At 61.1% G+C, this 21,002-nt stretch carries 20 protein-coding genes and 1 pseudogene; 11 read left to right on the forward strand and 10 right to left on the reverse strand.

Going from position 1 to position 21,002, the window contains the following annotated elements:
- Nucleotides 1-58: 58 nt before the first annotated feature.
- The 3 genes from P0D73_RS33655 to P0D73_RS33665 all read right to left on the reverse strand — a co-directional run bounded on the left by P0D73_RS33655 (nucleotide 59) and on the right by P0D73_RS33665 (nucleotide 1,763).
- The gene (locus tag P0D73_RS33655) at nucleotides 59-412 is read right to left on the reverse strand and encodes a DUF1428 domain-containing protein (RefSeq protein WP_408183434.1); all 354 of its coding nucleotides are present in this window, start codon (nucleotides 410-412) and stop codon (nucleotides 59-61) included.
- 173 nt (nucleotides 413-585) lie between these two features.
- Nucleotides 586-990 carry a VOC family protein gene (locus tag P0D73_RS33660; protein WP_408183432.1) on the reverse strand — a complete coding sequence of 135 codons (405 nt, stop codon included), beginning with the start codon at nucleotides 988-990 and terminating at the stop codon, nucleotides 586-588.
- A gap of 455 nt (nucleotides 991-1,445) precedes the next feature.
- Nucleotides 1,446-1,763, reverse strand: a complete 318-nt coding sequence (locus P0D73_RS33665; RefSeq protein WP_408183431.1) for a type 2 periplasmic-binding domain-containing protein — start codon at nucleotides 1,761-1,763, stop codon at nucleotides 1,446-1,448.
- Between the two features lie 38 nt (nucleotides 1,764-1,801).
- Between P0D73_RS33665 and P0D73_RS33670 the strand changes: the two genes are divergently transcribed.
- The 3 genes from P0D73_RS33670 (at nucleotide 1,802) to P0D73_RS33680 (ending at nucleotide 3,751) form a co-directional block, all read left to right on the forward strand.
- A complete protein-coding gene (locus P0D73_RS33670; protein WP_408183429.1) occupies nucleotides 1,802-2,125 on the forward strand; it encodes an MFS transporter in 324 nt (107 codons plus the stop codon).
- A 131-nt stretch (nucleotides 2,126-2,256) separates the two neighbouring features.
- Nucleotides 2,257-3,084, forward strand: coding sequence for an AMP-binding protein (locus tag P0D73_RS33675; RefSeq protein ID WP_408318200.1), 828 nt, complete (start codon nucleotides 2,257-2,259; stop codon nucleotides 3,082-3,084).
- Nucleotides 3,032-3,751: an AMP-binding protein gene (locus P0D73_RS33680; protein ID WP_408434846.1), complete on the forward strand. Its 720-nt coding sequence runs from the start codon at nucleotides 3,032-3,034 to the stop codon at nucleotides 3,749-3,751. Before P0D73_RS33675 ends, P0D73_RS33680 begins: the two co-directional genes overlap by 53 nt.
- 45 nt (nucleotides 3,752-3,796) lie before the next feature.
- Here the strand turns inward: P0D73_RS33680 and P0D73_RS33685 are convergent, their stop codons facing one another.
- The 6 genes from P0D73_RS33685 to P0D73_RS33710 form a co-directional block, all read right to left on the reverse strand.
- The gene (locus P0D73_RS33685; protein ID WP_408183436.1) at nucleotides 3,797-4,579 is read right to left on the reverse strand and encodes an IclR family transcriptional regulator; all 783 of its coding nucleotides are present in this window, start codon (nucleotides 4,577-4,579) and stop codon (nucleotides 3,797-3,799) included.
- A gap of 177 nt (nucleotides 4,580-4,756) precedes the next feature.
- Nucleotides 4,757-6,289 carry an AMP-binding protein gene (locus P0D73_RS33690; protein ID WP_408318198.1) on the reverse strand — a complete coding sequence of 511 codons (1,533 nt, stop codon included), beginning with the start codon at nucleotides 6,287-6,289 and terminating at the stop codon, nucleotides 4,757-4,759.
- 27 nt (nucleotides 6,290-6,316) lie between these two features.
- The gene (locus P0D73_RS33695; protein ID WP_408318196.1) at nucleotides 6,317-8,098 is read right to left on the reverse strand and encodes an ABC transporter permease subunit; all 1,782 of its coding nucleotides are present in this window, start codon (nucleotides 8,096-8,098) and stop codon (nucleotides 6,317-6,319) included.
- Nucleotides 8,099-8,123: 25 nt separating this feature from the next.
- Nucleotides 8,124-9,185, reverse strand: coding sequence for an ABC transporter ATP-binding protein (locus P0D73_RS33700; RefSeq protein WP_408318194.1), 1,062 nt, complete (start codon nucleotides 9,183-9,185; stop codon nucleotides 8,124-8,126).
- Between the two features lie 10 nt (nucleotides 9,186-9,195).
- Nucleotides 9,196-10,257 carry an ABC transporter substrate-binding protein gene (locus P0D73_RS33705; RefSeq protein ID WP_408183422.1) on the reverse strand — a complete coding sequence of 354 codons (1,062 nt, stop codon included), beginning with the start codon at nucleotides 10,255-10,257 and terminating at the stop codon, nucleotides 9,196-9,198.
- Nucleotides 10,258-10,309: 52 nt separating this feature from the next.
- A complete protein-coding gene (locus P0D73_RS33710; protein ID WP_408183420.1) occupies nucleotides 10,310-11,071 on the reverse strand; it encodes an enoyl-CoA hydratase/isomerase family protein in 762 nt (253 codons plus the stop codon).
- Between the two features lie 711 nt (nucleotides 11,072-11,782).
- Between P0D73_RS33710 and P0D73_RS33715 the strand changes: the two genes are divergently transcribed.
- From P0D73_RS33715 to P0D73_RS33725, 3 genes are read left to right on the forward strand one after another with little or no spacing between them, the layout of a single operon-like run.
- On the forward strand, nucleotides 11,783-12,580 hold the full coding sequence (locus tag P0D73_RS33715; protein ID WP_408318192.1) for an alpha/beta hydrolase: 798 nt from the start codon (nucleotides 11,783-11,785) through the stop codon (nucleotides 12,578-12,580).
- A gap of 3 nt (nucleotides 12,581-12,583) precedes the next feature.
- Entirely contained in the window at nucleotides 12,584-12,925 is a 342-nt protein-coding gene (locus P0D73_RS33720) for a hypothetical protein (protein WP_408318190.1), read from the forward strand.
- A complete protein-coding gene (locus tag P0D73_RS33725; protein ID WP_408318188.1) occupies nucleotides 12,922-13,119 on the forward strand; it encodes a hypothetical protein in 198 nt (65 codons plus the stop codon). The genes P0D73_RS33720 and P0D73_RS33725 overlap by 4 nt, the downstream gene beginning before the upstream one ends.
- Nucleotides 13,120-13,247: 128 nt before the next feature.
- Here the strand turns inward: P0D73_RS33725 and P0D73_RS33730 are convergent, their stop codons facing one another.
- A complete protein-coding gene (locus P0D73_RS33730; RefSeq protein ID WP_408318186.1) occupies nucleotides 13,248-13,493 on the reverse strand; it encodes a response regulator in 246 nt (81 codons plus the stop codon).
- Between the two features lie 845 nt (nucleotides 13,494-14,338).
- Here P0D73_RS33730 and P0D73_RS33735 point away from each other — a divergent pair.
- The 5 genes and pseudogenes from P0D73_RS33735 to P0D73_RS33755 all read left to right on the forward strand — a co-directional run bounded on the left by P0D73_RS33735 (nucleotide 14,339) and on the right by P0D73_RS33755 (nucleotide 20,963).
- Nucleotides 14,339-14,803, forward strand: a complete 465-nt coding sequence (locus P0D73_RS33735; protein ID WP_408294902.1) for a hypothetical protein — start codon at nucleotides 14,339-14,341, stop codon at nucleotides 14,801-14,803.
- A 112-nt stretch (nucleotides 14,804-14,915) separates the two neighbouring features.
- Complete coding sequence (locus tag P0D73_RS33740; protein ID WP_408181271.1) at nucleotides 14,916-15,299, forward strand: VOC family protein; 384 nt, start codon at nucleotides 14,916-14,918, stop codon at nucleotides 15,297-15,299.
- 791 nt (nucleotides 15,300-16,090) lie between these two features.
- Nucleotides 16,091-16,861: a protein-L-isoaspartate(D-aspartate) O-methyltransferase gene (locus tag P0D73_RS33745; protein WP_408181277.1), complete on the forward strand. Its 771-nt coding sequence runs from the start codon at nucleotides 16,091-16,093 to the stop codon at nucleotides 16,859-16,861.
- 108 nt (nucleotides 16,862-16,969) lie between these two features.
- Entirely contained in the window at nucleotides 16,970-19,471 is a 2,502-nt protein-coding gene (locus P0D73_RS33750; protein WP_408318206.1) for a spermine/spermidine synthase domain-containing protein, read from the forward strand.
- A gap of 500 nt (nucleotides 19,472-19,971) precedes the next feature.
- Nucleotides 19,972-20,963: pseudogene (locus P0D73_RS33755) on the forward strand (IS110 family RNA-guided transposase).
- The last annotated feature ends 39 nt before the right edge of the window (nucleotides 20,964-21,002 follow it).

Here is a 21,002-nt window from a genome sequence, read left to right on the forward strand (position 1 = left end):
CCGGCGCGGGGGGGGGGGTCCCCCCCCCCCCCCCCCCCCACGCCATGTTTTTCTGCCATCACGCGTCGACAATCACTTCGAAACCGCCATAGATTAGCCGCTGGCCGTCAAAAGGCATCGGATTTTTGTCTGGTTGCAGCCGCGGGTCGGCCATTACCGCTTTCATTCCTTCGTCTCGCGACTGATGCGACGGCCAGACAACCCAGGAGAACACCACCGTCTCATCATCCTTGCGCTTGATCGCCATTGGAAACGACGTCACCTTGCCCTCCGGCACGTCATCTCCCCAGCATTCGACCACCTTCAACGCGCCGTGCTCCTTGAAGACGGCCGCCGCTCTTTCGGCGAACTGTCTGTAAACTTCGCGGTTGGCTGTAGGCACGGGGACAACAAATCCATCGACGTAAGTCATTCGCAATCTCCTTTTTCCCATACGGACTATAGGTGCCGGTCTGCAGCGAATCGCAACACGACCGCCCATACGCACGACGAGCGGGGAGTCAAGAAATCGACAACAGTCGATTCCCTTGGACCGATAGCCTGCTTTGACCCTAAGCGGCGCTTTGAGGCACGGCGTCGGCCTGCTCACTTAAGCGGTTGCCCAATGCCGAGGAGGTTGCCCTCGCTATCTCGGAACCAAGCAGCTCTTTCGCCGACCCCACCCTTGGACGGGTAATTCCCTTGTATATCAGCGATCCCGTTTATCGTTTTGAGGCCGGGAAGATCGTATTCTTCGAACGCGACTCCACGCTGTCGCAGCTCACTAACGGTTGCCTGGATGTCATCGACCTCCCAAGCCATTTGTGTGTGAGTACCTGAGGCCGAGCCAGACGACTGAAAGAGTGTGAAGTAGCCCCTGCCGCATTTGTAGCGGAGGCCACCAGCCCGTTCTTCCAGCGGCTCAAGGCCGAGCTTGCTCGAGTAGAAAGATCTTGCGCGAGCGAGGTCTTGCGCTGGGATCCGAGTTGCGACGTCGCTGTCTTGAAGCATGGAACACCTCTGAGGTCAAGAAAGCCCAAAGACTTTGTTCGCTCCGTGCCGCGCAACGCTTCCGCTTTGCGGCCACGCAGTTTCTCGTCAGGAACCAGTTAGTCAGACGGGGACGCACTCATTGCCTTGATCTATCGTAGACCATGCGGTACACAAAACAGTTGACCCCCGAATCCGCTTGGCGTCGGGCCACCCGCCGTTTCTAGGCGACGCGATTTGGAAGTACACGTGCACCCGACCTTGTTCGATGAAATCGAACCTTCCTTTGAATCACGTTGAACGACATTCGGTACCACGTGGTCCACAATCACGAACAAGGTTCCGAACCGAGGCTCAAGTGCTCGAGGACGCGGCACGCCTTGTGGGCCCGGGAGTGAGTCAGCGACGGGGCGTCAGTCGCCGCGCCTCGAAGGCTTTCCGACCTCGGGTTCGATGTCGAAGAAGCTGCAAGGCGATCAGGGCTGCCCGTTGATCATGGGCTGCCTGATCGCGCTATCGTTGAGGCCCCACTTGCTGACCAGCTTCTGATAAGTCCCATCCGAGACGAGCGCAGCAAGCGCCTTCTTGAGCGCATCTCCAAACTGCGGATCCTGCTTGTCGAATCCGAGTCCCATCTGTTGAACCATGAACGGTGTGCCCACGATCGCGTAGCGATTGTTCTCGATCGAGTTCTGATAGACGATTGTTTCGGCACCCTGCACGGCTGCGTCCGCACGACCTTGGTTCAGTTGCAGCCGCGTATCGGGCGACCCGTCGGTACCTACGATGTCCACGGGGGGCCTGCCGGCCTTCGCTGGCGGCGCAAGGCGGCATGCTGAATGCGATCCTGGGCCAGGCGCTGATCGCGGTGTTCCTCACGCTTACGGCGTCGGTCGTCGCCGTGGTGCAGTGCGAACTGTTTCCGACGCAGGTCCGCTACACGGGCGCCGCGCTGGGCTACAACCTCGGTTACATGCTGTTCGGCGGCACCGCGCCGTTTGTGGCTCAGTATCTTGTCGTCCATACGCACGCGCCGCTAGCGCCCGCGTTCTATATGTCCGCGGTCGGACTGCTGGTACTCGTGCCAATCGTCCTGCTCCCGGAAACAGCGGGCACGAGAATGTCTCGCACGCATGCACATTTCTCTTCACGCTGAATCGGAAAATCTGAAATGTTTTACGCTAAACAGTCCAACGCGAAAAAAACAACGACGCTACGAGTGACGACCGGCAACGCTACGAAACGTGGTATCGAAACTATCGGTGGCATGTTCCTGAGCACTACAACGTGGCACGAGACGTATGCGACAAGCACGATCCGCACAAGCTGGCGATGATCCTCACCGGCGCATCTCTCGCGGATCGCTTCGTCTACTGGGGCGAGATACAGACCCTCGCCAATCGCTTTGCGAACGCGATCGCCGCGCAAGGCGTGCGACCGGGCGATCGCGTGGCCGTGCTGATGAGTGCATCCGTTGAAGCGGCCGCTGCGATCATCGGCGTTCTCAAGCTTGGAGCGATTGGCGTGCCGATGGCCACGTTATGGAGCGACGACTCGCTGACCTATCGCCTCTTGAACGCGCAGGTTGCGCTGCTGATCGTCGACGACGCGAATGCGACACGTGCACTAGACGGCACCCGTCTCACGCTGCGCTATGAAGCCACCGCGATCAACGCGTTCGCCAGCACATTCGATACGGCCGATACGAGCCCCGACGACCCTGCGCTCATCTATTTCACGTCCGGTTCAACGGGCAAGCCGAAAGGCGTTGTAGCGCCGCATCGCGGACTAATCGGTCATAACGAGTTCGAGGTTTGCCAGGACCTGCGTGAAGGCGAGCGTTCCTACTGGATGGGCGACTGGGCATGGGGCGTGTACAAGGTATTGGGCCCGTGGCGCTACGGCGCCGTCAACCTCGTGCACGTGTCGTCGAAACGCTACGATCCCGATGGATTACTCGCCGCGCTCAGCCGTCATGCAGTGACCAACGTGTTTCTCAACCCGAGCGGTCTGCGCCTGATGATGAAAAACCGTGCCCGATGCAGGCTCCCGGTTCCCCCAGGTGTTTCGGATCTGTTGCAGCGCGAACGAGCCCCTGGGCCAGGCCGAGGCTAACTGGTTTCGCCAGCAATTTGGCGTCGAAGTGCTGGAGAACTATGGCATGACCGAGGCCTATCCGATGATCGGCAACTTTGCCGGGCTGATGGTCAAGCCCGGCTCGATGGGCAGGCCGGTGCCTGGGTGGGACGTGCGACTGCTGGACGATTCAGAGAAAGAAGTGGGCGTCGGCGAGCAAGGCGAAATCTGTCTGCGCGCACGCAGTAATCCGCAGTTTCCTTTGGGCTACTGGAACCGCCCAGACGACACGCGTGCCATAACCGGTGGCGACTGGTTCCACACCAATGATCTGGCCACGTGTGACAGCGATGGCTTCTACTGGTACGTCGGGCGCAAGGACGACGTGATCAAGGCATCCGGCTATCGCATCAGCCCGTTCGAAGTTGAGGAGGTGTGTTGCCGGCATCCCGCTGTCGAAGCAGCCGGCGTAATCGGCGTCGTCGATGCGGAACGCGGGTCACGCGTAAAGGCGTACATCGTTCTTGCCGGCAGATTCAACGCCAACGCGGAGACGGCCGACAGTATTCGTCAATTTGTGCGCGCCGCGCATTCGCAATTTGGTTACCCGAAAGTGATCGAATTCCTCGATGAACTGCCGAGTTCGCAATCGGGCAAGGTTGACCGGAAAGCACTTCGTGAAAGGCGCCCTGTAACCGAATTCTGACGATCCCCGAAGTTCTGACTGCGCGGGGATCGCCGAAGCAAATATCTAGTCCACGCGCCGACGTACGGAAATAGCCGAAGCCGTCGAAACAACCAGATCCGCGAAGCGCTTCTCGTCGCGATCCGCCTGCCAGCGCGAACGCGTGATCGCGATGTTGACCGCGCCGATGCCACGACCGTGCGCGTTGGTAATCGCCGCGGCAGTGGATATGTCGGCTACGAAATACTCGTCCTCGGTATGTGCATAGCCCTGCTTGCGGATGTGCACGAGGCGCTCCTTGATCTTGCGCGGCTGATGCACGGTGGACGCGGTGTACTGGACGAGATTGGTACGCGACAGGATATCGTCGACCTCACCATCGGATAACGTGGCCAGGATCGCGAGGCCGGGCGCCGTGCAATAAGCCGGCAGACGCGAGCCTGTGATGACATGCGCGTTGAAGACATTGCGGCTGACAATGCGCAGTACGAATACGATGTCGATGTCGTCGAGCACCGTCAGGTTGGTGGCCTCTTCCGTTTCGGACCCGAGTTGCTGAAGATAAGGCGTGGCCCGGCTCACTAGTTCGTTGGAGGTCAGATAGTGGTAAGTGAAATCGAGCAGCTTGGGCGACAATTCGTACTTGCGACTGTCCGGATCTTTGAACAGATAGCCGAGCGCCGCCAGGGTGAACGTGAAGCGTTGCGTCGCGCTCATGTCGAAGCCGGTCAGCACCGAGATTTCTGAAAGCGATAACTGCCGCTTGCTGCCGTCGAATGCAATCAGTACCCGCATGGCCTTTTCCACCGACTGCACGTACAGCGAGGATTGCGTTGGATCGCTCGCCATTTCCTCGCCGGGAGCGGCGGGCGGTGTGGTGCGTTTGCGGCGGTTTGTCGGCTGGGCGGGTTTCACGTTCTCATTCCCGGAATTGCTTTGTGGCGAATAGATATTATTGCATACCACATCGATTTTCCTGGAATGTGATAAACGTCAGTGCAATCCGCTCTCGCCCACGTGGCGAGGTCAACGCGCCAGTCGATCCCACGCATCGCACACATCGCGCGACAACAGATGCTTGCGGATCCGCTCGCTGGCCGTCAATTCGAACTGCTCGACCGCCCGGTAATAGCGCGGCAGCTGAAAGCTTGCGAGGCGCTCGCCGGCCCACGCATGCAAGGCCTCCCATTCCACCGCCGCGCCCTTGAACTGCACGTTCAGAAGAATGTCCTGTTCACCGATCGTCGACGCGACGCCGATTGCCGCGCTCGCCTTGATCGCCGGATGCCCTGCAAAAACACGTTCGATCTCCCATGCCGACACGTTCTCGCCGCGTACGCGCATGCTGTCCGTTCCCCGTCCGATGAAAAACAGATCGCCGTCCGCGTCACGTCGCGCGTGGTCGCCGGTGTGCAACTTGCCGCCGCGCAACGCGGCGCGGGTCGCCTCTTCGTTCTTCAGATACGCCGGCAGCAGCGCGCCATCCACTTTGCTGGTCAACACGATTTCGCCGGGCTCGCCGTCCGCGACCGGGCGCCCGTGCTCATCCAGCAATTCGAGGTCGAACCATGGCAGGACCTTGCCGATCGAGCCGGGTTTGCCGGTTGCATTGAGCGTCGCGAAGCTCGAGCATTCGGTCATGCCGTAGCATTCGCGCAGCCGTACGCCCAGCCGCGCCTCGGTGGCGTGCCACGCGGCGGCCCCTACACCCGCACCCCATCCAACGCGCAGCGCATGGTCACGTGGCTGCTCGTCGGGCGGCAACTGCATCAGGATGTCGAGCACACCGCCCAGATAATGCAACTGCGTCGCGCCCGCTTGCGTCACCTGCGACCAGAACTGCGAGGCCGAAAAGCGCGGCACCACGTGGAGACTGACCGGCACGAGGAACGGCAGCAGCAACATCTGAGCGCCGCCGATATGGCACAGCGGCTCCCACATGAAAAGACAGTCGCCTTGCCGCACGTCGGCCACCCGCAAGGCGGCTTCGCTGGCAATGCGCATCATCCGGTGCGTGAACAGCACGCCTTTGGGCGCGCCCGTCGTGCCGGACGTGTAGATGATGCAAAGCGGCTTATGTACGCCGATGACCGGCGTGCGCAGCGTGGGCGCCGCCGCGGCGGCATCGAAGGCCGGCAAACGCGTGAGCCGCGTGTTGCCGCAATCGATCTGCGCCGTCACCGCATCGAACTCTTCGTCGATGACGAGCAGCTTCGGCTCGGCATGCTGAAGCAAATATTCGAGACCCGCCGCACGCAGCCGCGTATTGACCGGCACCCACACAATGCCGCTCAGCATCAGCGCATAGATCAAATAAATATGCTCCGGGCTATTGCCGAGCATCACCGCGACGCGGTCGCCCTGTGCGAGCTCGCAGCGCTCGAACCACGCCTGTAGTTGGGCGATATGCGCGGCCGCTTCCGCACAGCGAACTGCGCGGTCTTCGTAATGCAGGAAAATATGCGCCGGATCGGCGCTGAGGCCGGCCGCCAACAGCGGCACGCAGTCGAGTTCGTCTTGCGGATGACGGTGCTCAAAGTAGTCTGGATAGCAATGCATGTCTTATCGTTTATCGAGCTTGCAGGGTCAACGCGCGCGGCGCTTGAGCCAGGCGGACACCGAAATCACCAGCGCGATCAGCACGACGAGCGTCGTCGAAACCGCAGCCAATGTCGGCGTGATCGCCAGTTGAATGTCGTCCCACATCTGCTTGGGCAGCGTGGTATTGATGCCGCCGCTCACGAAGATGGCGATCGTCAGATCGTCGAACGAGACGAGGAAAGCGAACAGGAACGCGGCGCTCACGCTCGCCATCAGCAGTGGCAACACCACCGTGCGAATGCGCTGCGATGACGACGCGCCCATCACGCGGGCGGCGTCGTCGAGGCGCCAGTCGAAGCGCTGAAAGCCGGCCGCGAGGGTCACGACGACGTACGGAATGGCCAGTACCGTGTGGCCGATGATCAGACCGGTGTTCGTACCGGTCAGCCCGAAGCGGCTCAGCAGATACAGCAGACCAACCGCGACGACGATGCGCGGCACGATCAGCGGCGCGACCATCAGCGCGAACAGTGGCTTGACGGCGCGCTGCGACATGCGCGTCATCGCCAGCGTCGCGCCGAAACCCAGCGCGACCGACAGTACCGCCGTGCCGAACCCCACCTCGAACGAGCGGATCACCGCGCTCTGCCAGACCGATGAACTGAGGAAGGTGCCGAACCAGCGCAGACTGAAGAGCTTCGGCGGAAAGGCGATGAAGTCGCCGCTCGTGAATGCATAGGGAATCACGGACAGCACCGGCACGACCAGCACGATCAGGATCGCTACCGTGAAGAGGCCAAGCGGGCTGAATACACGCACGCCGCCGGTGCGCTGGGCCGTGCCGCGCCGCCTGACCAGCGGCGCGCAGATCCGCCCGGCCCAGATCAGCAGCGCGAGCTTGAATCCCTGCGCACGCGACGCACGGACACGCTCACGCACTTCCCCCGTCAGCGACGTCAGGCCAACCACGCGGTCGTACAGGAAGAAAATCGCAATCGAACAGATCAACAGCACGGTAGAGAGCGCGCCGGCGAAATGCATGTCGAACAGTTCGAGCACCGCTGAAATCACCAGTTGCGCGATCATCGTCTCGCGCGGCGAGCCGAGCAGCGAAGGCACGATGAAAAAGCCGAGACTGGAGACGAACACGAGCAGGCCCGCGGCCGCCACACCCGGCGACGAGAGCGGCAGAAACATCGTGAAAAAGCTCGTGCTGCGATCGGCGCCGAGCGTCTCGGCCGCTTGCGAAAAACGCTCGTCGATGCCGCGCATCACCGGCAGCATCGTCATGACGGCGAGCGGCAGCATCGAATGCACCATGCCGATCAGCACGCCCGTCAGCGACGGAATCGTTCCGGTCGTCTCATGTACGAGGCCCAGCGCGAGCGCGATCGTGGAAAGAACGCCCGTCTTCGACAGCAGCAACATCCACGCGTACGTCTTGACCAGATAGCTGGTCCAGAACGGCAGCATGATCCAGAGCAGCCAGCGCTCGCGCACACGCTCCGACACGCGGCTCAGCAGATAGGCGACCGGATAGCCGAGCACCACCGAGAACGCCGCCGTGAGCAGCGAGATCGCGAAGGTTATCCATAGCACCTTCGCATAGACGGGCGTGTGCGCGATGCGGGCAAACTGGGTGAGGCCGAACGTGCCGTCGCTGTTGACGAGTCCGCCTTGCAGGATTTCCCCCACCGGCACGATGAAAAAAACCAGCAGGAATAGCAGCGTGGGGACCGCCGGCGCGATGCGCAACGAAGCTGCGAGCCACGTGCTGTGTCGCCGGGGCGTATCGGTCGGGCTGAGCACGCGTGTAGCGAGGGTCATGAGAATTCCTTTGCGGCGCGAACCGTCATGCATGCAGCAGCGTGGTGCGGCAGGGATCCCAGATCAGGCCCACCGTATCGCCGACTCGCGGGCTCAGCGTGCGCGCGCAGCGCGCCATGAGTTCGCTGCCGTCGGGCAATGACAGCTGCACGTGCGTGTCGCTGCCGAAGAACACCACGTCGTCGATGCAGGCATCGACGAAACCGTGCTTCGGCTCGACAAATTGCAGCGCCTCGGGCCGCAGCAGCAGCGTATGACGGGCGGCCGCCCCGATCGTCGAGGTACGCGGCAGCGGAATGCGGCCGCCGGCCGCGAGCAGGATCGGCTCGCCGCTCGCATCGGGTGCGTCCGCCAGTGCGCCTTCGAGCAGATTCGAGTGGCCGATGAAGCCCGCCGCGAAGCGCGTCGCCGGTCGGTCGTATAAATCTGCGGGCGTGCCGATCTGTTCGATGCGCGCGTCGTTCATCAGGCAGATGCGGTCCGACAGCGTGAGCGCTTCGTCCTGATCGTGCGTCACATAGACGAAAGTCGCGCCGAGTTCCTTGTGAAGGCGCCGTATTTCCGCCTGCATGTGCTCACGCAATTTTTTGTCGAGTGCGCCGAGCGGCTCGTCGAGCAGAATCACCGACGGCCGATAGGCGAAGCAGCGCGCGAGTGCAATGCGCTGCTGCTGTCCGCCAGACAATTCCTTCGGAAAACGCGTCCCGTATTCGCTCATGCGTACCATCGCGAGCGCGCCGTCCACGGCCTCGCGCACCTCGTCGCGCGACTTGCGTCGCATCCGTAAGCCGTACGCGACGTTATCCCACACGCTCATATGCGGAAACAGCGCATAACTCTGGAACACCATGCCGATGCCGCGCTTGCCGGGTTCGACGTGCGTCACATCCCGCCCGTCTATCTCGATGCGTCCGGCGCTGGGTGCGACGAGGCCTGAGATCATCTGCAGCAACGTGGTCTTGCCCGAGCCCGAAGGACCCAGCAGCGTCAGGAACTCGCCGGCTTGCACCGTCAAACTGGTTGGCTCCAGTGCGACGGTGTTGCCATAGCGCTTGGAAAGGCCGATTGCTTCCAGCTTTGCGCTCATCGTGGCACCTTTACGAAATGATCCATGAATTGAAGCGTTCCGTGACCTTCTGGCGGTTGTCCTGCCACCACTGCGGGCTCGGCAGCTTCATATTGCGGATGTTGTCCGGCGCGGTCGGCAGCAAAGGCGCGCGCTGCGGCGGAATCGCGTCGAACGATTTGCGGTTGGTTGGACCGTAAGCGAGCGTCTGGGTGAGCAAGGCCTGGCGCTTCGCATCGGCGCAGAAGCGCACGAACTGTTTGGCCATGTCGGCGTGCGGCGTGCCCTTCGGAATGCCCCAGCCTTCGATCGAATACAAGCCCTGATTCCAGACGATCTTGACCGGCGCACCGGCGTCGATCGCCGATTGCGCGCGTCCATTCCACAGCGAGATCATGTCGACGTCGCCGCTCTGGATCGCCTGCATCGATTGCGCGCCCGACGTCCACCAGATGGCGATATGCGGCTTGATCTTGTCGAGACTCCTGAAAGCGCGGTCCACGTCGAGCGGATAGAGCTTGTCGAGCGTCACGCCGTCGGCCAGCAATGCCTGCTCGAGCGTGTCGAGCGGGCTGCGGCGCAGACAGCGGCGTCCCGGAAAGCGCTTGACGTCCCAGAAGTCCGCCCACGATTTCGGACCGTTGTTCTGGAACTTGTCGGTGCGGTACGCGAGCACCGTCGAATACACGTCGACACCGAGCCAGTCACTGGTCACCGCTTCAGGCATCACGTCCGGGAAGTCCGAGGGCTTCAGGCCGATCGGCTCCAGCAGGCCCTTCGATTCGAGGTACGGAATGTCGGCGGAGAGCGTGAGGGTCGTCACGTCCCACACATAATTCCGGGTCTTCACCATCGCCTCGAATTGCGCGACCGGCTGCGATTCGCGCGCCACGCTCACCACCTTGATGCCGGTCGCCTTCTCGAACGGATCGTAGAAAGCCTGACGGTAGGCCGCCGTGTATGGACCACCAGGATCCGATACGACGATCTGCTTGTCGTCGGCGCGTACCAGTACCGGCATTGCGCCCGCGAGCGCGAGTGCCCCCGCACCCTGCAACATGCGGCGCCGCTTTTCGTTGAAGTCTTGCGTCATTGCTGTGGTCTCCTGCTCGATGAGTGGCGGGATGAATCGGACTGCGCTCAGCTCACTTCGCGCGCTTGCGGAAAAATTCTTCCATCATGCGGGCGGGCTCGCCCGAGTCGTAGGCTTCGCGCTGGATGCGGATGCCCGCTTCGATACAGTCCTGAAAGCCTGCTTCAGTCATTTCACGGAAACGCTGTTTGTCCAGACGCATCGCGACCGGCGGCTTGTTGGCGAGTTCAGTGGCGATTTCGAGCGCTTTTTCGAAGACCTTTTCTTCCGCCACGACGTGGTGGATCAGACCGATGTTCTTGCATTCCTCGGCGTCCATCAGGCGGCCTGTGAGCGTCAGTTCGATGGTGCGCGACATGCCGAGCATTGAGTTCATGATCCACGGGCCGGTCGTGCTCGCGATCCCCGCGTTGATTTCCGGCTGGCCCATGCGTACGCCCGGGTGACCGATCCGGATATCGCCAAGCAGTGCCACCTGAAACGCCGAGCCCGCCGCGGTGCCATTCAGTGCCATGACCAGGGGCTTCTTCAGGCCGCGCAGGACAGCGTAATAACGCTGCCATTCCTTGACCCAGGCGACCGCGCGCTCGCCATCGAAATCGTGCGCCTCCGACAGATCCTGCCCGGCCGAAAAGGCGCGATTGCCGGCGCCCGTCATGATGATCGCCGCCACTTCGTCGTCGGCGTCGAAGCGATCCAGTGCCTCGATGATCGCGTTACGCATGGGGGTCGTCCACGCGTTCAGCTTTTCGGGACGGTTGAGCGTGATGACCGCAACGCGGCCGTGATTGGACAACAGGATATCGTTAGTCATTTAATATCGCATAGAAATAGTTGATGGTGTAATTCAATATACTCGCACCATAAATGAGGTGCAAGGTGGTGTTTTCGCTAAGCAGGCGCTGGCGACGATCCGCGTTTGAGATCCGCGTTTGCACGCAGGTAGGGGTTTTGTGGCGCCGATGGACGCCGCATGAGGCATTGCCGAAAAATCTGCCGCGCGAGGTTCAAACCTATTTGCCCGAGTCGGGCGAGGAATTCGGGCGCATGATGGGCGCAGGCACCGGAGTAATTTTTATTGCCGGTGGTAGATGCCTGCGGATCCAAGAAATAACTTTGAAGTATCCAGCTCGCAATAGCTACGTAGCTTCCCGGCGGCAAAGACCCGATCGAACTGAACCGCGCACGATGGTCCGTTGAACCGTGAAGAGCGGCCCTTCGAACGTCCGCGTGAGCGAGCGGGCCAACGGCTGTTCATGGCCGGGTCCGGTCCAATATTGAAACGACAAGGCCGCTCGCCGTCGATGCTTTCGGCGGTGTGATTCACTGAAGTATGCAGCACAGGACTGGTCCACGGTTCACTGTGCAAGCGGGGGCGTCGTTGCCAGCTGCCCGTTGCCTTGGAGCCGTCCCTCCCGGCGCCGTCAGCGCGTGGCTCGCGACGACACGCATGGACATAAGCGGTGGTCAATGCGCGCTAAACTGGGTTCGTTACTGAAACGATCGGTGGATCGGGCTCAAGGCGATGAAATTCACCGGGTTGATGCTGCGTCTCACCGTTGCGTGCCTGATTGTGTTCGCTGGAGTCGCCATCTTGCAGGATCGTTTTATCTACTTCCCTGAGAAGGCTGCAACCGGGGACGTCGTTTCCAGCGTACTTCGCGCCTGGCCGACACCTGAGGCGTTCCGGGGCCTCGTGGCCGAGCCCGTCGGATCCGTGCGCGCCACCGTCATCGTCTTTCATGGCAATGCCGGGCACGCCGGACACCGCTCGTTCTACGCCGCAGCGCTCACGCGGCTCGGGCTGCGCGTGATCCTCGCCGAATATCCAGGCTACGGGCCGCGCGACGGCACGCCGGGCGAAGAGAGTCTGGTCGGTGATGCCCAACAGACCATCGCGCTGGCGCATCGGCTCTATGGCGCGCCGCTGCTGCTCATCGGCGAATCGCTCGGGGCCGGCGTGGCGGCCGCCGCCGGCTCGCGTGAACGCGACAAGACCGCTGGCTTGCTGCTCATCACGCCATGGGATCGGCTTGAGCACGTCGCCGCTTATCACTATCCGTGGCTGCCCGTGAAATGGCTGCTGCGCGACCGATACGACAGCGTGACCCATATGGCGTCGTTCGGGCGCCCTGTTCTCGTCGTGGTTGCGGAGCGCGACAGCATCGTCCCCCCGCGCTTCGGCGAAGCGCTCTACAACTCGCTGGCCGAACCGAGACAACTGATAGTGGTGAAGGCGGCTGAACATAACGACTGGATCGGCCGCGTCGACGAAACCTGGTGGCGGGAGGTGATCGGCTTCCTGCTCACGCCTTCGCATTGAAATATGAAATCACGCTCCGTCCCGTCCGGCAGGGAACGCTTCTATGTCCTCGATGCGAAGAACAGACCTGTCGAGGTGTTCGATCGCGGCGAGTGGTCGCGCTGGATGACAGAGAACGAACTGATCTTCCGTCGCACGCTGCTGGACGAATCCGGTGTGACGGTCACCACCCGCTTCCGCGGTGTGTCCGAACCGAAAACCGGGGAGGGTTCGCTGTTCGTGACGCGCGTCGCCGGAATGGAAGCGCGAGACAACAGGAGCTACGGAGCACGTACGCTCGATGAGGCGCTGGAGCAGCATGAGTTCATCGTGCAGAAGATCGTCCGCATGCTGACCAGGCGGTGATCGCCACAGCACAACGATTCTCCTCCACCATAGCCATCCCCCGCGCGGACGACATTGCCTGCGCGGGCGTCCGCCCGAAGGTCGCCACGCCCAAAGTGACTATCTATCTGACTGACGGCCTGCAGCCTTTCGACCGTGAAATCGGATATGACAATGGCGCGCCACTCTCGTCCGCACGGCTGCAGCCCGAATAACCATCCAGGCGCAGGACAGGCGATTGAAGAAGATCGGCGGCGACCGGGTGCAATTGACCGTAGTCGGACCCTTTTCGGACGGCCGCCATCTGGGCATGTATGGTTGGATTAAGCCTTGAACCGGACATTCAGCCCCAACTGGGCGAAGAGCTTTTTGGGAGTACGGGTAGCTCTAGCGCTTTTTCCACAGCCCCAATCAATGCGACGCCGTCCAACGGCTTTTTCAGGTAGCCTGGAGCACCTATAGCGAAAGCCTTATTGCGAACGGCCGGATCGTCGTGCCCGGTCATGAAGATGATGGGCACGCCAGTCGGGGCCAGACGGCGCAGCAGCTCCAACCCGTCGACCCCTGGCATCTGGAAGTCCACGATCACGCAGGCGGGGTGGCACGAAGCTCCCGACGACAGCGTGCTCAGAAATGTCTCGCCCTTGGAAAAGTCTCCGCCTCTACCCCGAAAGAGTGCAGCACACGCTTGAGGGCACGGCGAACTGATTCGTCATCGTCGACCACCGCTACGATTCGATTGAAGTTGACCATTTAACGTCGCGATAGCCGATTGTATGTTATCGACGGCGAGTTGGGATCGGGCTATTCCGTGATGGGCCCGCTTGAAGCGCAGGTACTCTTGCCGGACATCTTGCAGAAGATGGCAGATACCTTGCGCTGCCAACTCGCGAAAAATCTGCAGTAACTAGCGGTCTCCCCGCGGCCAATGCTAACGTAGCGGCCTTTCGGGTTAGGGCAGCGACGGTCGCTTCATGACCGACTACTGCCAGATACCCACTAACGTCACCAGGTGGTCGAGCGCTATTGTGCAAGGCCCCGAGAGGGGATAAGGGGATAAGACCGCGAGACATTGCCAGTGGCCGCGAAGCTCTTTCTCCGTATCGATGTGCCGCTGGTCATCGCCGGCATAAAGACAGACGCTCGTTGTCTTGCTGCCCTCACGCAGAGTGAAAAGCTGCCATCCGGACTAACTACCGTTCCGATGCAATATCCGCGGCACCATTCCACGTTGGCGCTCACCACTGCATGGTTTCCTGACGCATCCCACTTCAGTTCATATTGCCGCCGTGTCGAGGCCCCGGAACATCGCAGCGGTCTGGACCACCGGCACGTGAAGTTGTATCGTTTAAAGAGGGGAGCGGAAACGTCTGCTGAAATTCCGCGCTGGAACGGCACGAGTTGTTTTCATCACATTGCGAGGCCAAGGGATTGATGGCACGCACACTGACAGTCGGACGGCGGATTCTTTGGCTGCTCGTGCTCTGCATTGCCGCGACATGTCTGGCAACTGGTGCAGCGCTGCTGTTCGAGTTGTCGGTCGTCAGCCGCGCGGTGAGCGAATTCAGTCAGGACGAGACACGGGAACGGGCGCGCATCGCCCATGGTGGGCAGGTTACGCTCGATGAGCGCCTTAATCCGGCCTACCTGAAACGCTACGATCTGGACCCAGGCCAATACACGGACAGTCAGGGCCATTTTTCACCAACGGGCGCCGACTGGCAGCGATGGAGGCTTCGAACCAAAGCGGCCGCGACGGTAATGTGGCTTGGCCACGATCCGCCAGGCACATGGTGGACGCTACTGCAGATCAAATGTGTCGATCGGTTTCCCGAAGCCCACGCCGATAGCGAGCCGATCGTCGACGTCGCCGATGCATGCCTCGGTCAGCCGCACTGATTGGCGCAACGTTCAGCGGTTGCGCGAGGGACGGCGTGCGGGTTGGGCGATGATGCCGGCCGGCACCGTGAACAGGCACTGTCACGCGAGCGGCGAAAGGAGAGCAGCGAACATGAGCATCACGCTTAATCACACTATCGTGTACGCGCGGAACAGGGATGCATCGGCGGCATTTCTCGCAGAAATACTCGGACTTCCCGAGCCGAAGCCATTCGGCCCGTTCCTTGCCGTGCAACTGGATAACGGCGTCACGCTGGACTTCTACAGCGATGATCATCAAACGCGGCCGGAACACTATGCGTTTCTGGTGAGCGAGACCGAGTTCGATTGCATTCTTGCGCGAATACAGAGCCGCGGATTGCCCTACTGGGCGGATCCCTCTCACCGCCGGCAGGGCGAGATCAATACGAACGATGGCGGTCGAGGCACGTATTTCGAAGATCCGAGCGGCCACAATCTCGAGATCATCACGCAGCCGTACGGCAGCGGCGCATAAGGAATGCAGTCGGCGTCCAATCCGGACCGGGCAAGCGTGTTCGGCAGGATTGGCCTACGGAGAAGCCGAGGGATTTCTCGGCTTCGCGCGCTGGTCGCTGATCGCACGTTGATCGAGCCCTGGTGTTCTCACGACAGTCAGCACGCGAGACCCACTCCGGCCGGTCGCGCGAGACCACCAATCGGCCGCTATTGGACCGACACACGACGTTTGCGACAAACGCATTGGTTCTCCGCTGTTCGGTCCTTATAGCGGCCATTGGCCACATTGCCGGAGAAGCGACGCTGGCATGGTAGAGCGGGACTCGTGCTAGGACTGGGCAGGCGTGCTCAACACGCATTTCTGGTTCGACCTCGCTCGCGATGTCGGATCGCGCGCACGTCCTTCCCAATACCAACACGTTCGGGCCGCGGCAGGCGACGCATCTCCCATTCGTCGGGCCAAACACGATACGCCTGGCAGTGGCAACGGTAGCTCTCGTCAAATCAACAACTTACGCTTGGCATGGACATGGAACAAGCTGCACCCATGCTGCCCCGCAAAAGATGCAAGGCTCAAAGCGGAAGACCCAGATACTTTCCGCCGGATCCCGATCTGGTGTCGAGCTCAGTACTGCCGGCTGGGCAACGCGGGATGAGTTACACAGGACGTGCGGCTGCGCCATGGTACTTCAATCACTCAGCGCGGAGGATGCGGACGTTTGCTAGTTCGGAAATGGCGAGAGGCCGGCCTGATGCATGACAGGCCGCCGGACGTGTTTGACGCGAAGCCAGCCCGCGCATGAGCGTAGAATTACAGTAGGTCAGGCAACAGGGACCATTGTGAAACCGATGACGCGCTGGCTGCGCATCCTGATTCCAGCAATTGCATTGGTGTGGCTGTATTCCGGTGTTCACGCCGCCGACGATTTTGCGCTACGCCGGGCGAGAATGGTCAAGGAGATCGCAGCACTGACTGCTGACACCCGCACCGAAACCGGCAGGCATGCCATCGATGCGCGCGTCATGGCGGCCATGGAACAGGTGCCTCGCCACAAATTTGTTCCGCCCGAGCAGGAGCACAACGCATACGAGAACAGGCCGCTTCCCATCGGCTATGGCCAGACAATCTCGCAGCCTTACATTGTTGCCCTGATGACCGACCTGATGGTGATTAAGCCTACCGATATCGTGCTCGAGGTCGGCACCGGCTCCGGCTACCAGGCGGCGATCCTGGCAGGTCTGGCACGAGCGGTATATTCGATCGAGATCGTCGAACCCTTGGGCATGCAGGCGCAGGAGCGCCTGCAACGGCTCGCCTACAAGCAAGTGGAAACCAAGGTGGGCGACGGCTATTACGGGTGGGAAGCCCACGCGCCCTACGACGCCATCATCGTCACCGCCGCTGCCAGCCATGTCCCTCCCCCCCTCGTGCGGCAATTGAAGCCGGGCGGCAGAATGGTTATTCCGGTGGGCGCGCAGTTTCTGACCCAGTACCTGCTGCTGATCGAAAAATCGGACGACGGAACGATTTCCACCAAACAGATCTTGCCCGTCAGATTCGTGCCATTGGCCGGGCACTGATTCAGGGATGAGGTGTGAGAGAGCAAATGGACATGGCGATCCCGTGCACCTGCCTTGTCTCTGGTCGAGCGCATCCTTCATGCCGCATCCATTCCCATTCACGCGATCATGCCCACTGCGCCTTTGCTCGCCCTCTCCCTGCTCTCGGCCGCAGCGCTCGGCTACGAGATCCTGTTGATGCGCCTGTTTTCCATCATCCTTTGGCACCACTTCGCCTATATGATGATCAGTGTCGCCCTGCTGGGATACGGTGCAGCCGGTGCGATGGTGGCGTTAGCGCAGCGCTGGCTAGCGCCCAGGTTTACGGCCGTGTTCGCTGGCGGCGCCATTCTGTTCGGCGTTTCCGCGGTCGCCTCTTTCGCGCTTGCCCAGCGCGTCGCGTTCAACCCCCTGGAGATTCTGTGGGATCCGCAGCAGCCGCTGCGCCTGCTGCTGATTTATCTGCTCCTGTTCGTCCCTTTCTTCTGCGCCGCGACCAGTGTCTGTCTCACCTTCACACGGTTCAATGATCAGATTCCCCGCATTTACAGTTTTGATATTGTGGGAGCCGGATTAGGCAGCCTCGCCATCATCGTTGCGCTATTTGTCCTTGCTCCGCTGGATGCGCTTCGCCTCCTGGGCGGTGTGGGTCTGGCGGCAGCGGCGCTGGCATGCATCGAGTGTCGCTGGCATCGAAACTGGTTGCCGGTGCTGTTGGTGGGAGCCGCGGCCATTTCGCTGACCATCCTGCCACGCGACTGGGTCGCTCTACGGCCGTCCGAGTACAAGGAATTGAGCCAGACACTGCGCATCAAAGACGCACACGTGATCGCTGAAAGCTCGAGCCCACTGGGTCTCATCACGGTAGTGGAAAGCCCTTTGATTCCTTTCCGCCACGCACCGGGGCTGAGCCTCAACGCGACCATGGAGCCGCCGCCACAGTTGGGAGTGTTTACTGATGGTGACGGGCTCTCCGCGCTCAATCGCTATGACGGACAGCGCGAGTCACTCAGTTATCTGGACTACCTCACCTCCGCGCTTCCCTACCACTTGCTGGAGCGCCCCAGAGTCTTGGTACTTGGCAGCGGCGCCGGGGCCGATGTGTTGCAGGCGCTTTACCACCAGGCGAGCGCAATCGACGCGGTGGAACTGAATCCGCAGGTGATCGACGCGGTGGAAGGCCGCTTTGCCGACTTCTCCGGCAAGCCTTACAGCGCACCCAACGTTCACGTCTTTACCGGCGAAGCGCGAAGCTTCATCGCTGGGCACGGCGAGCGCTATGATCTCATCCAGGTCGCGCTGCTGGATTCGTTCAGCGCCACGTCGGCCGGTCTTTACGCGCTTTCCGAGAGCTATTTGTACACGGTGCAGGCGTTCCAGGATTATCTTCGCCATCTCAACCCAGGCGGCATGCTGGCGATTACGCGCTGGGTCACGCTGCCGCCACGCGACATCCTGAAATTGTTTGCGACGGGGATGCTGGCCATGGAGGGCGTCGGTGTGGCGCAACCCTCCCGCCGGCTCGTGCTGATCCGCGGCTGGAAGACTACGACGCTGCTGGTCAAGAACGGAGAGTTCAGTGGCGTGGAAATCGTCGCACTGCGGAACTTCTGCCGTGCGCGCTCATTCGACGTCGGATACTACCCCGGGATGCACGCCGCGGAAGCGAATCGCTACAACGTGCTTGAAACGCCATACTTCTTCGAAGCCGCGCAAGCCTTGCTGAGCCCCGATCGCGACAAGTTCTGGGCACGCTACAAGTTCGATGTTCGACCCGCCACGGACGACAAGCCGTACTTCTTTCACTTCTTCAAATGGCGCTCGCTGCCCGAACTCCTCGCCTTGAAGGAGCAAGGCGGGTTGCCTTTGCTGGAATGGGGCTACCCGGTGCTGATTGCGACCCTGCTTCAGGCCACATTGGCAGCTTTGATATTGATCCTCTTTCCGCTCTGGATGATAAGGCGCCGCCAACGCCTGGCTCACAGCTCGCCATCGTCAACGACAACCCTTGTCGACAACGCCACTGCATCAGCGGCCTTATCCGGGCGGCGAGTTGCTATCTATTTCCTCGCGATTGGTTTCGCCTTCATGTTCGTCGAAATCGCGTTTATCCAGAAGTTCATCCTGTTCTTGAGTCACCCGCTCTATGCTGTTGCGGTGGTGCTATGCGCGTTCCTCTCGTTTGCCGGACTGGGAAGCCGATATTCGCAGCGCCTGCAAGGGGGCGGAGCGCACCTACCCAGCCCCGCGCCAGGGTCGCGCTGGAATAGAGGTCGCCCGTCCCTGCTGACGAGGGCCGTCTTCGCGATCTCCCTTATCTCCCTGCTCTACCTGGCCATCCTCCCCACTCTGTTCCGACTGCTGATTTCCCTGCCCGATCCAGCCAGGATCGCTATCTCCGCGCTGCTCGTCGCACCGCTCGCGTTTGCGATGGGAATGCCCTTCCCACTGGGACTCGGGCGCGTTGGCGCCAGCGCCGAAGCGCTGGTGCCCTGGGCGTGGGGCATCAACGCCTGTGCTTCCGTAGTGGCTGCAGTTCTGGCAACGGTGTTGGCGATCCATCTTGGATTTACCGCAGTGGTAGTGATAGCACTCTTGCTCTATGTCGCGGCGGCGGCCGTTTGTCCCTAATTCCGCTCTGAACGGGCCTAACCCGATGTCGACCGGGCCGCTGCCAAAGCCGCGCATGCGACCAAACTCCACAGCCGTCGGCGTAGCCAACGGCGCTCCGTCCCTGGCCAAAATTCAATCGACCCTCTGGGCCGCGCATCACGCGTCAGACCGTAGCCGACCGAGATGGAATGGACACCGCCCTACCTTGTATCTTGAAGATCATGATTTTTATTCTTCATGATGTGAGGCTGTGGAGCTTGTGGACGAAGGTGGGCGCGGTGGGCAACGTGTAACGTTGTCCACGGTAAGCTCACCGTTGCGCCGTAGGCGCATCGTCCACAAATCCACAGCCTGTCGTTAATTTTTTGTTGTTGATGTCGGTTTGGCAAAGCTCGTGCAGCCTGATCTCCTCCCTGGGGTTTGCAAGCCCGTCCCGAAGCACATGGCGCACGAGCCGAGCCGCTCATCGAAAGCCCGAACAGTTGCCTGAACCTAGTTCGCATAAGCAAGGATGGGAAATGACGAGCCTGCCAGATTCGACTTCCACACCAGTCACGATTGGCATTGACGTGGCGAAAACCGCGCTGGACATAGAGATTGGCCTGAATGCGCCGCCACTGAGTCTGACGAACAACGCCGAGGGCTTCGATACGTTACTGGGCCAGTTGGCGACGCGTAAGGTCGCACTGATTGTGATGGAAGCCACGGGTGGTCTTGAAACGGCTGCCGCCGCTGTATTGCAGGCTGCGGGTTTTGCGGTGGCGGTCATCAATCCCCGACGGGCACGAGATTTTGCGCGAGCGTTGGGACAACTGGCGAAGACCGATCGCATCGATGCACGCATCCTCGCGCAGCTCGGCGAAGTCATTGAACGCAGTCCGGAACGCGACAAGTTCGTCAAACCGCTGCCGACCGCAGAGCAGCAGGCCCTGGCGGCCCTGGTCACGCGCCGTCGTCAACTGATCGCCATACTTGTCGCCGAGCGCAACCGGCTGGCTCAGTCGCCTGCTGCAATCCGGCAAAGCATTGACACCATCATCGAAGCGCTGACTAAAGAACTCGATCGCATCGGCTGTGACATGGCCGGACACGTGCAGGCGAACTTCGCCGATCTGTCGGCGCTGCTCGTTAGCTTAAAGGGAGTTGGCAAGACAACGATTTCCACCTGATCTGCGAGGTTCCCGAACTTAGCAGACTGTCTCGCCGCGAGATCAGCGCGCTGATTGGTGTCGCACCGATCAACCGCGACTCCGGCCACATGAGAGGAAAGCGCACGATCTTCGGTGGCCGCAGCAGCGTGCGGCATGTGCTCTACATGGCGGCACTGTCCGCGACTCGCTTTAACCCTATCATCAAGATCTTCTATGACCGTCTCGTCGCGGCGGGTAAACCAACGAAGGTCGCCATCGTCGCCTGCATGCGCAAGCTCCTGAGCATCCTCAACGCAATGGTCAAAGCAGGAGCGCCCTGGAATGCATCGCTTCATCAGTCGGATCGCGAAAACGCTTGACGTTCAACACAGTTGCTTCGGGGACGCAGGGTGCGACAG

The sequence above is a fragment of the Paraburkholderia sp. RL18-101-BIB-B genome, assembly GCF_046026985.1.
Taxonomy (GTDB): domain Bacteria; phylum Pseudomonadota; class Gammaproteobacteria; order Burkholderiales; family Burkholderiaceae; genus Paraburkholderia.

Excerpts from the sequence above, each read along its gene's own strand:
- P0D73_RS33655 (WP_408183434.1), bottom strand. The coding sequence starts at position 412 with ATGACTTACGTCGATGGATTTGTTGTCCCCGTGCCTACAGCCAACCGC.
- P0D73_RS33660 (WP_408183432.1), bottom strand. The coding sequence starts at position 990 with ATGCTTCAAGACAGCGACGTCGCAACTCGGATCCCAGCGCAAGACCTC.
- P0D73_RS33670 (WP_408183429.1), top strand. The coding sequence starts at position 1,802 with ATGCTGAATGCGATCCTGGGCCAGGCGCTGATCGCGGTGTTCCTCACG.
- P0D73_RS33685 (WP_408183436.1), bottom strand. The coding sequence starts at position 4,579 with ATGGCGAGCGATCCAACGCAATCCTCGCTGTACGTGCAGTCGGTGGAA.
- P0D73_RS33690 (WP_408318198.1), bottom strand. The coding sequence starts at position 6,289 with ATGCATTGCTATCCAGACTACTTTGAGCACCGTCATCCGCAAGACGAA.
- P0D73_RS33695 (WP_408318196.1), bottom strand. The coding sequence starts at position 8,098 with ATGACCCTCGCTACACGCGTGCTCAGCCCGACCGATACGCCCCGGCGA.
- P0D73_RS33700 (WP_408318194.1), bottom strand. The coding sequence starts at position 9,185 with ATGAGCGCAAAGCTGGAAGCAATCGGCCTTTCCAAGCGCTATGGCAAC.
- P0D73_RS33705 (WP_408183422.1), bottom strand. The coding sequence starts at position 10,257 with ATGACGCAAGACTTCAACGAAAAGCGGCGCCGCATGTTGCAGGGTGCG.
- P0D73_RS33710 (WP_408183420.1), bottom strand. The coding sequence starts at position 11,071 with ATGACTAACGATATCCTGTTGTCCAATCACGGCCGCGTTGCGGTCATC.
- P0D73_RS33715 (WP_408318192.1), top strand. The coding sequence starts at position 11,783 with ATGAAATTCACCGGGTTGATGCTGCGTCTCACCGTTGCGTGCCTGATT.
- P0D73_RS33720 (WP_408318190.1), top strand. The coding sequence starts at position 12,584 with ATGAAATCACGCTCCGTCCCGTCCGGCAGGGAACGCTTCTATGTCCTC.
- P0D73_RS33735 (WP_408294902.1), top strand. The coding sequence starts at position 14,339 with ATGGCACGCACACTGACAGTCGGACGGCGGATTCTTTGGCTGCTCGTG.
- P0D73_RS33740 (WP_408181271.1), top strand. The coding sequence starts at position 14,916 with ATGAGCATCACGCTTAATCACACTATCGTGTACGCGCGGAACAGGGAT.
- P0D73_RS33750 (WP_408318206.1), top strand. The coding sequence starts at position 16,970 with ATGCCCACTGCGCCTTTGCTCGCCCTCTCCCTGCTCTCGGCCGCAGCG.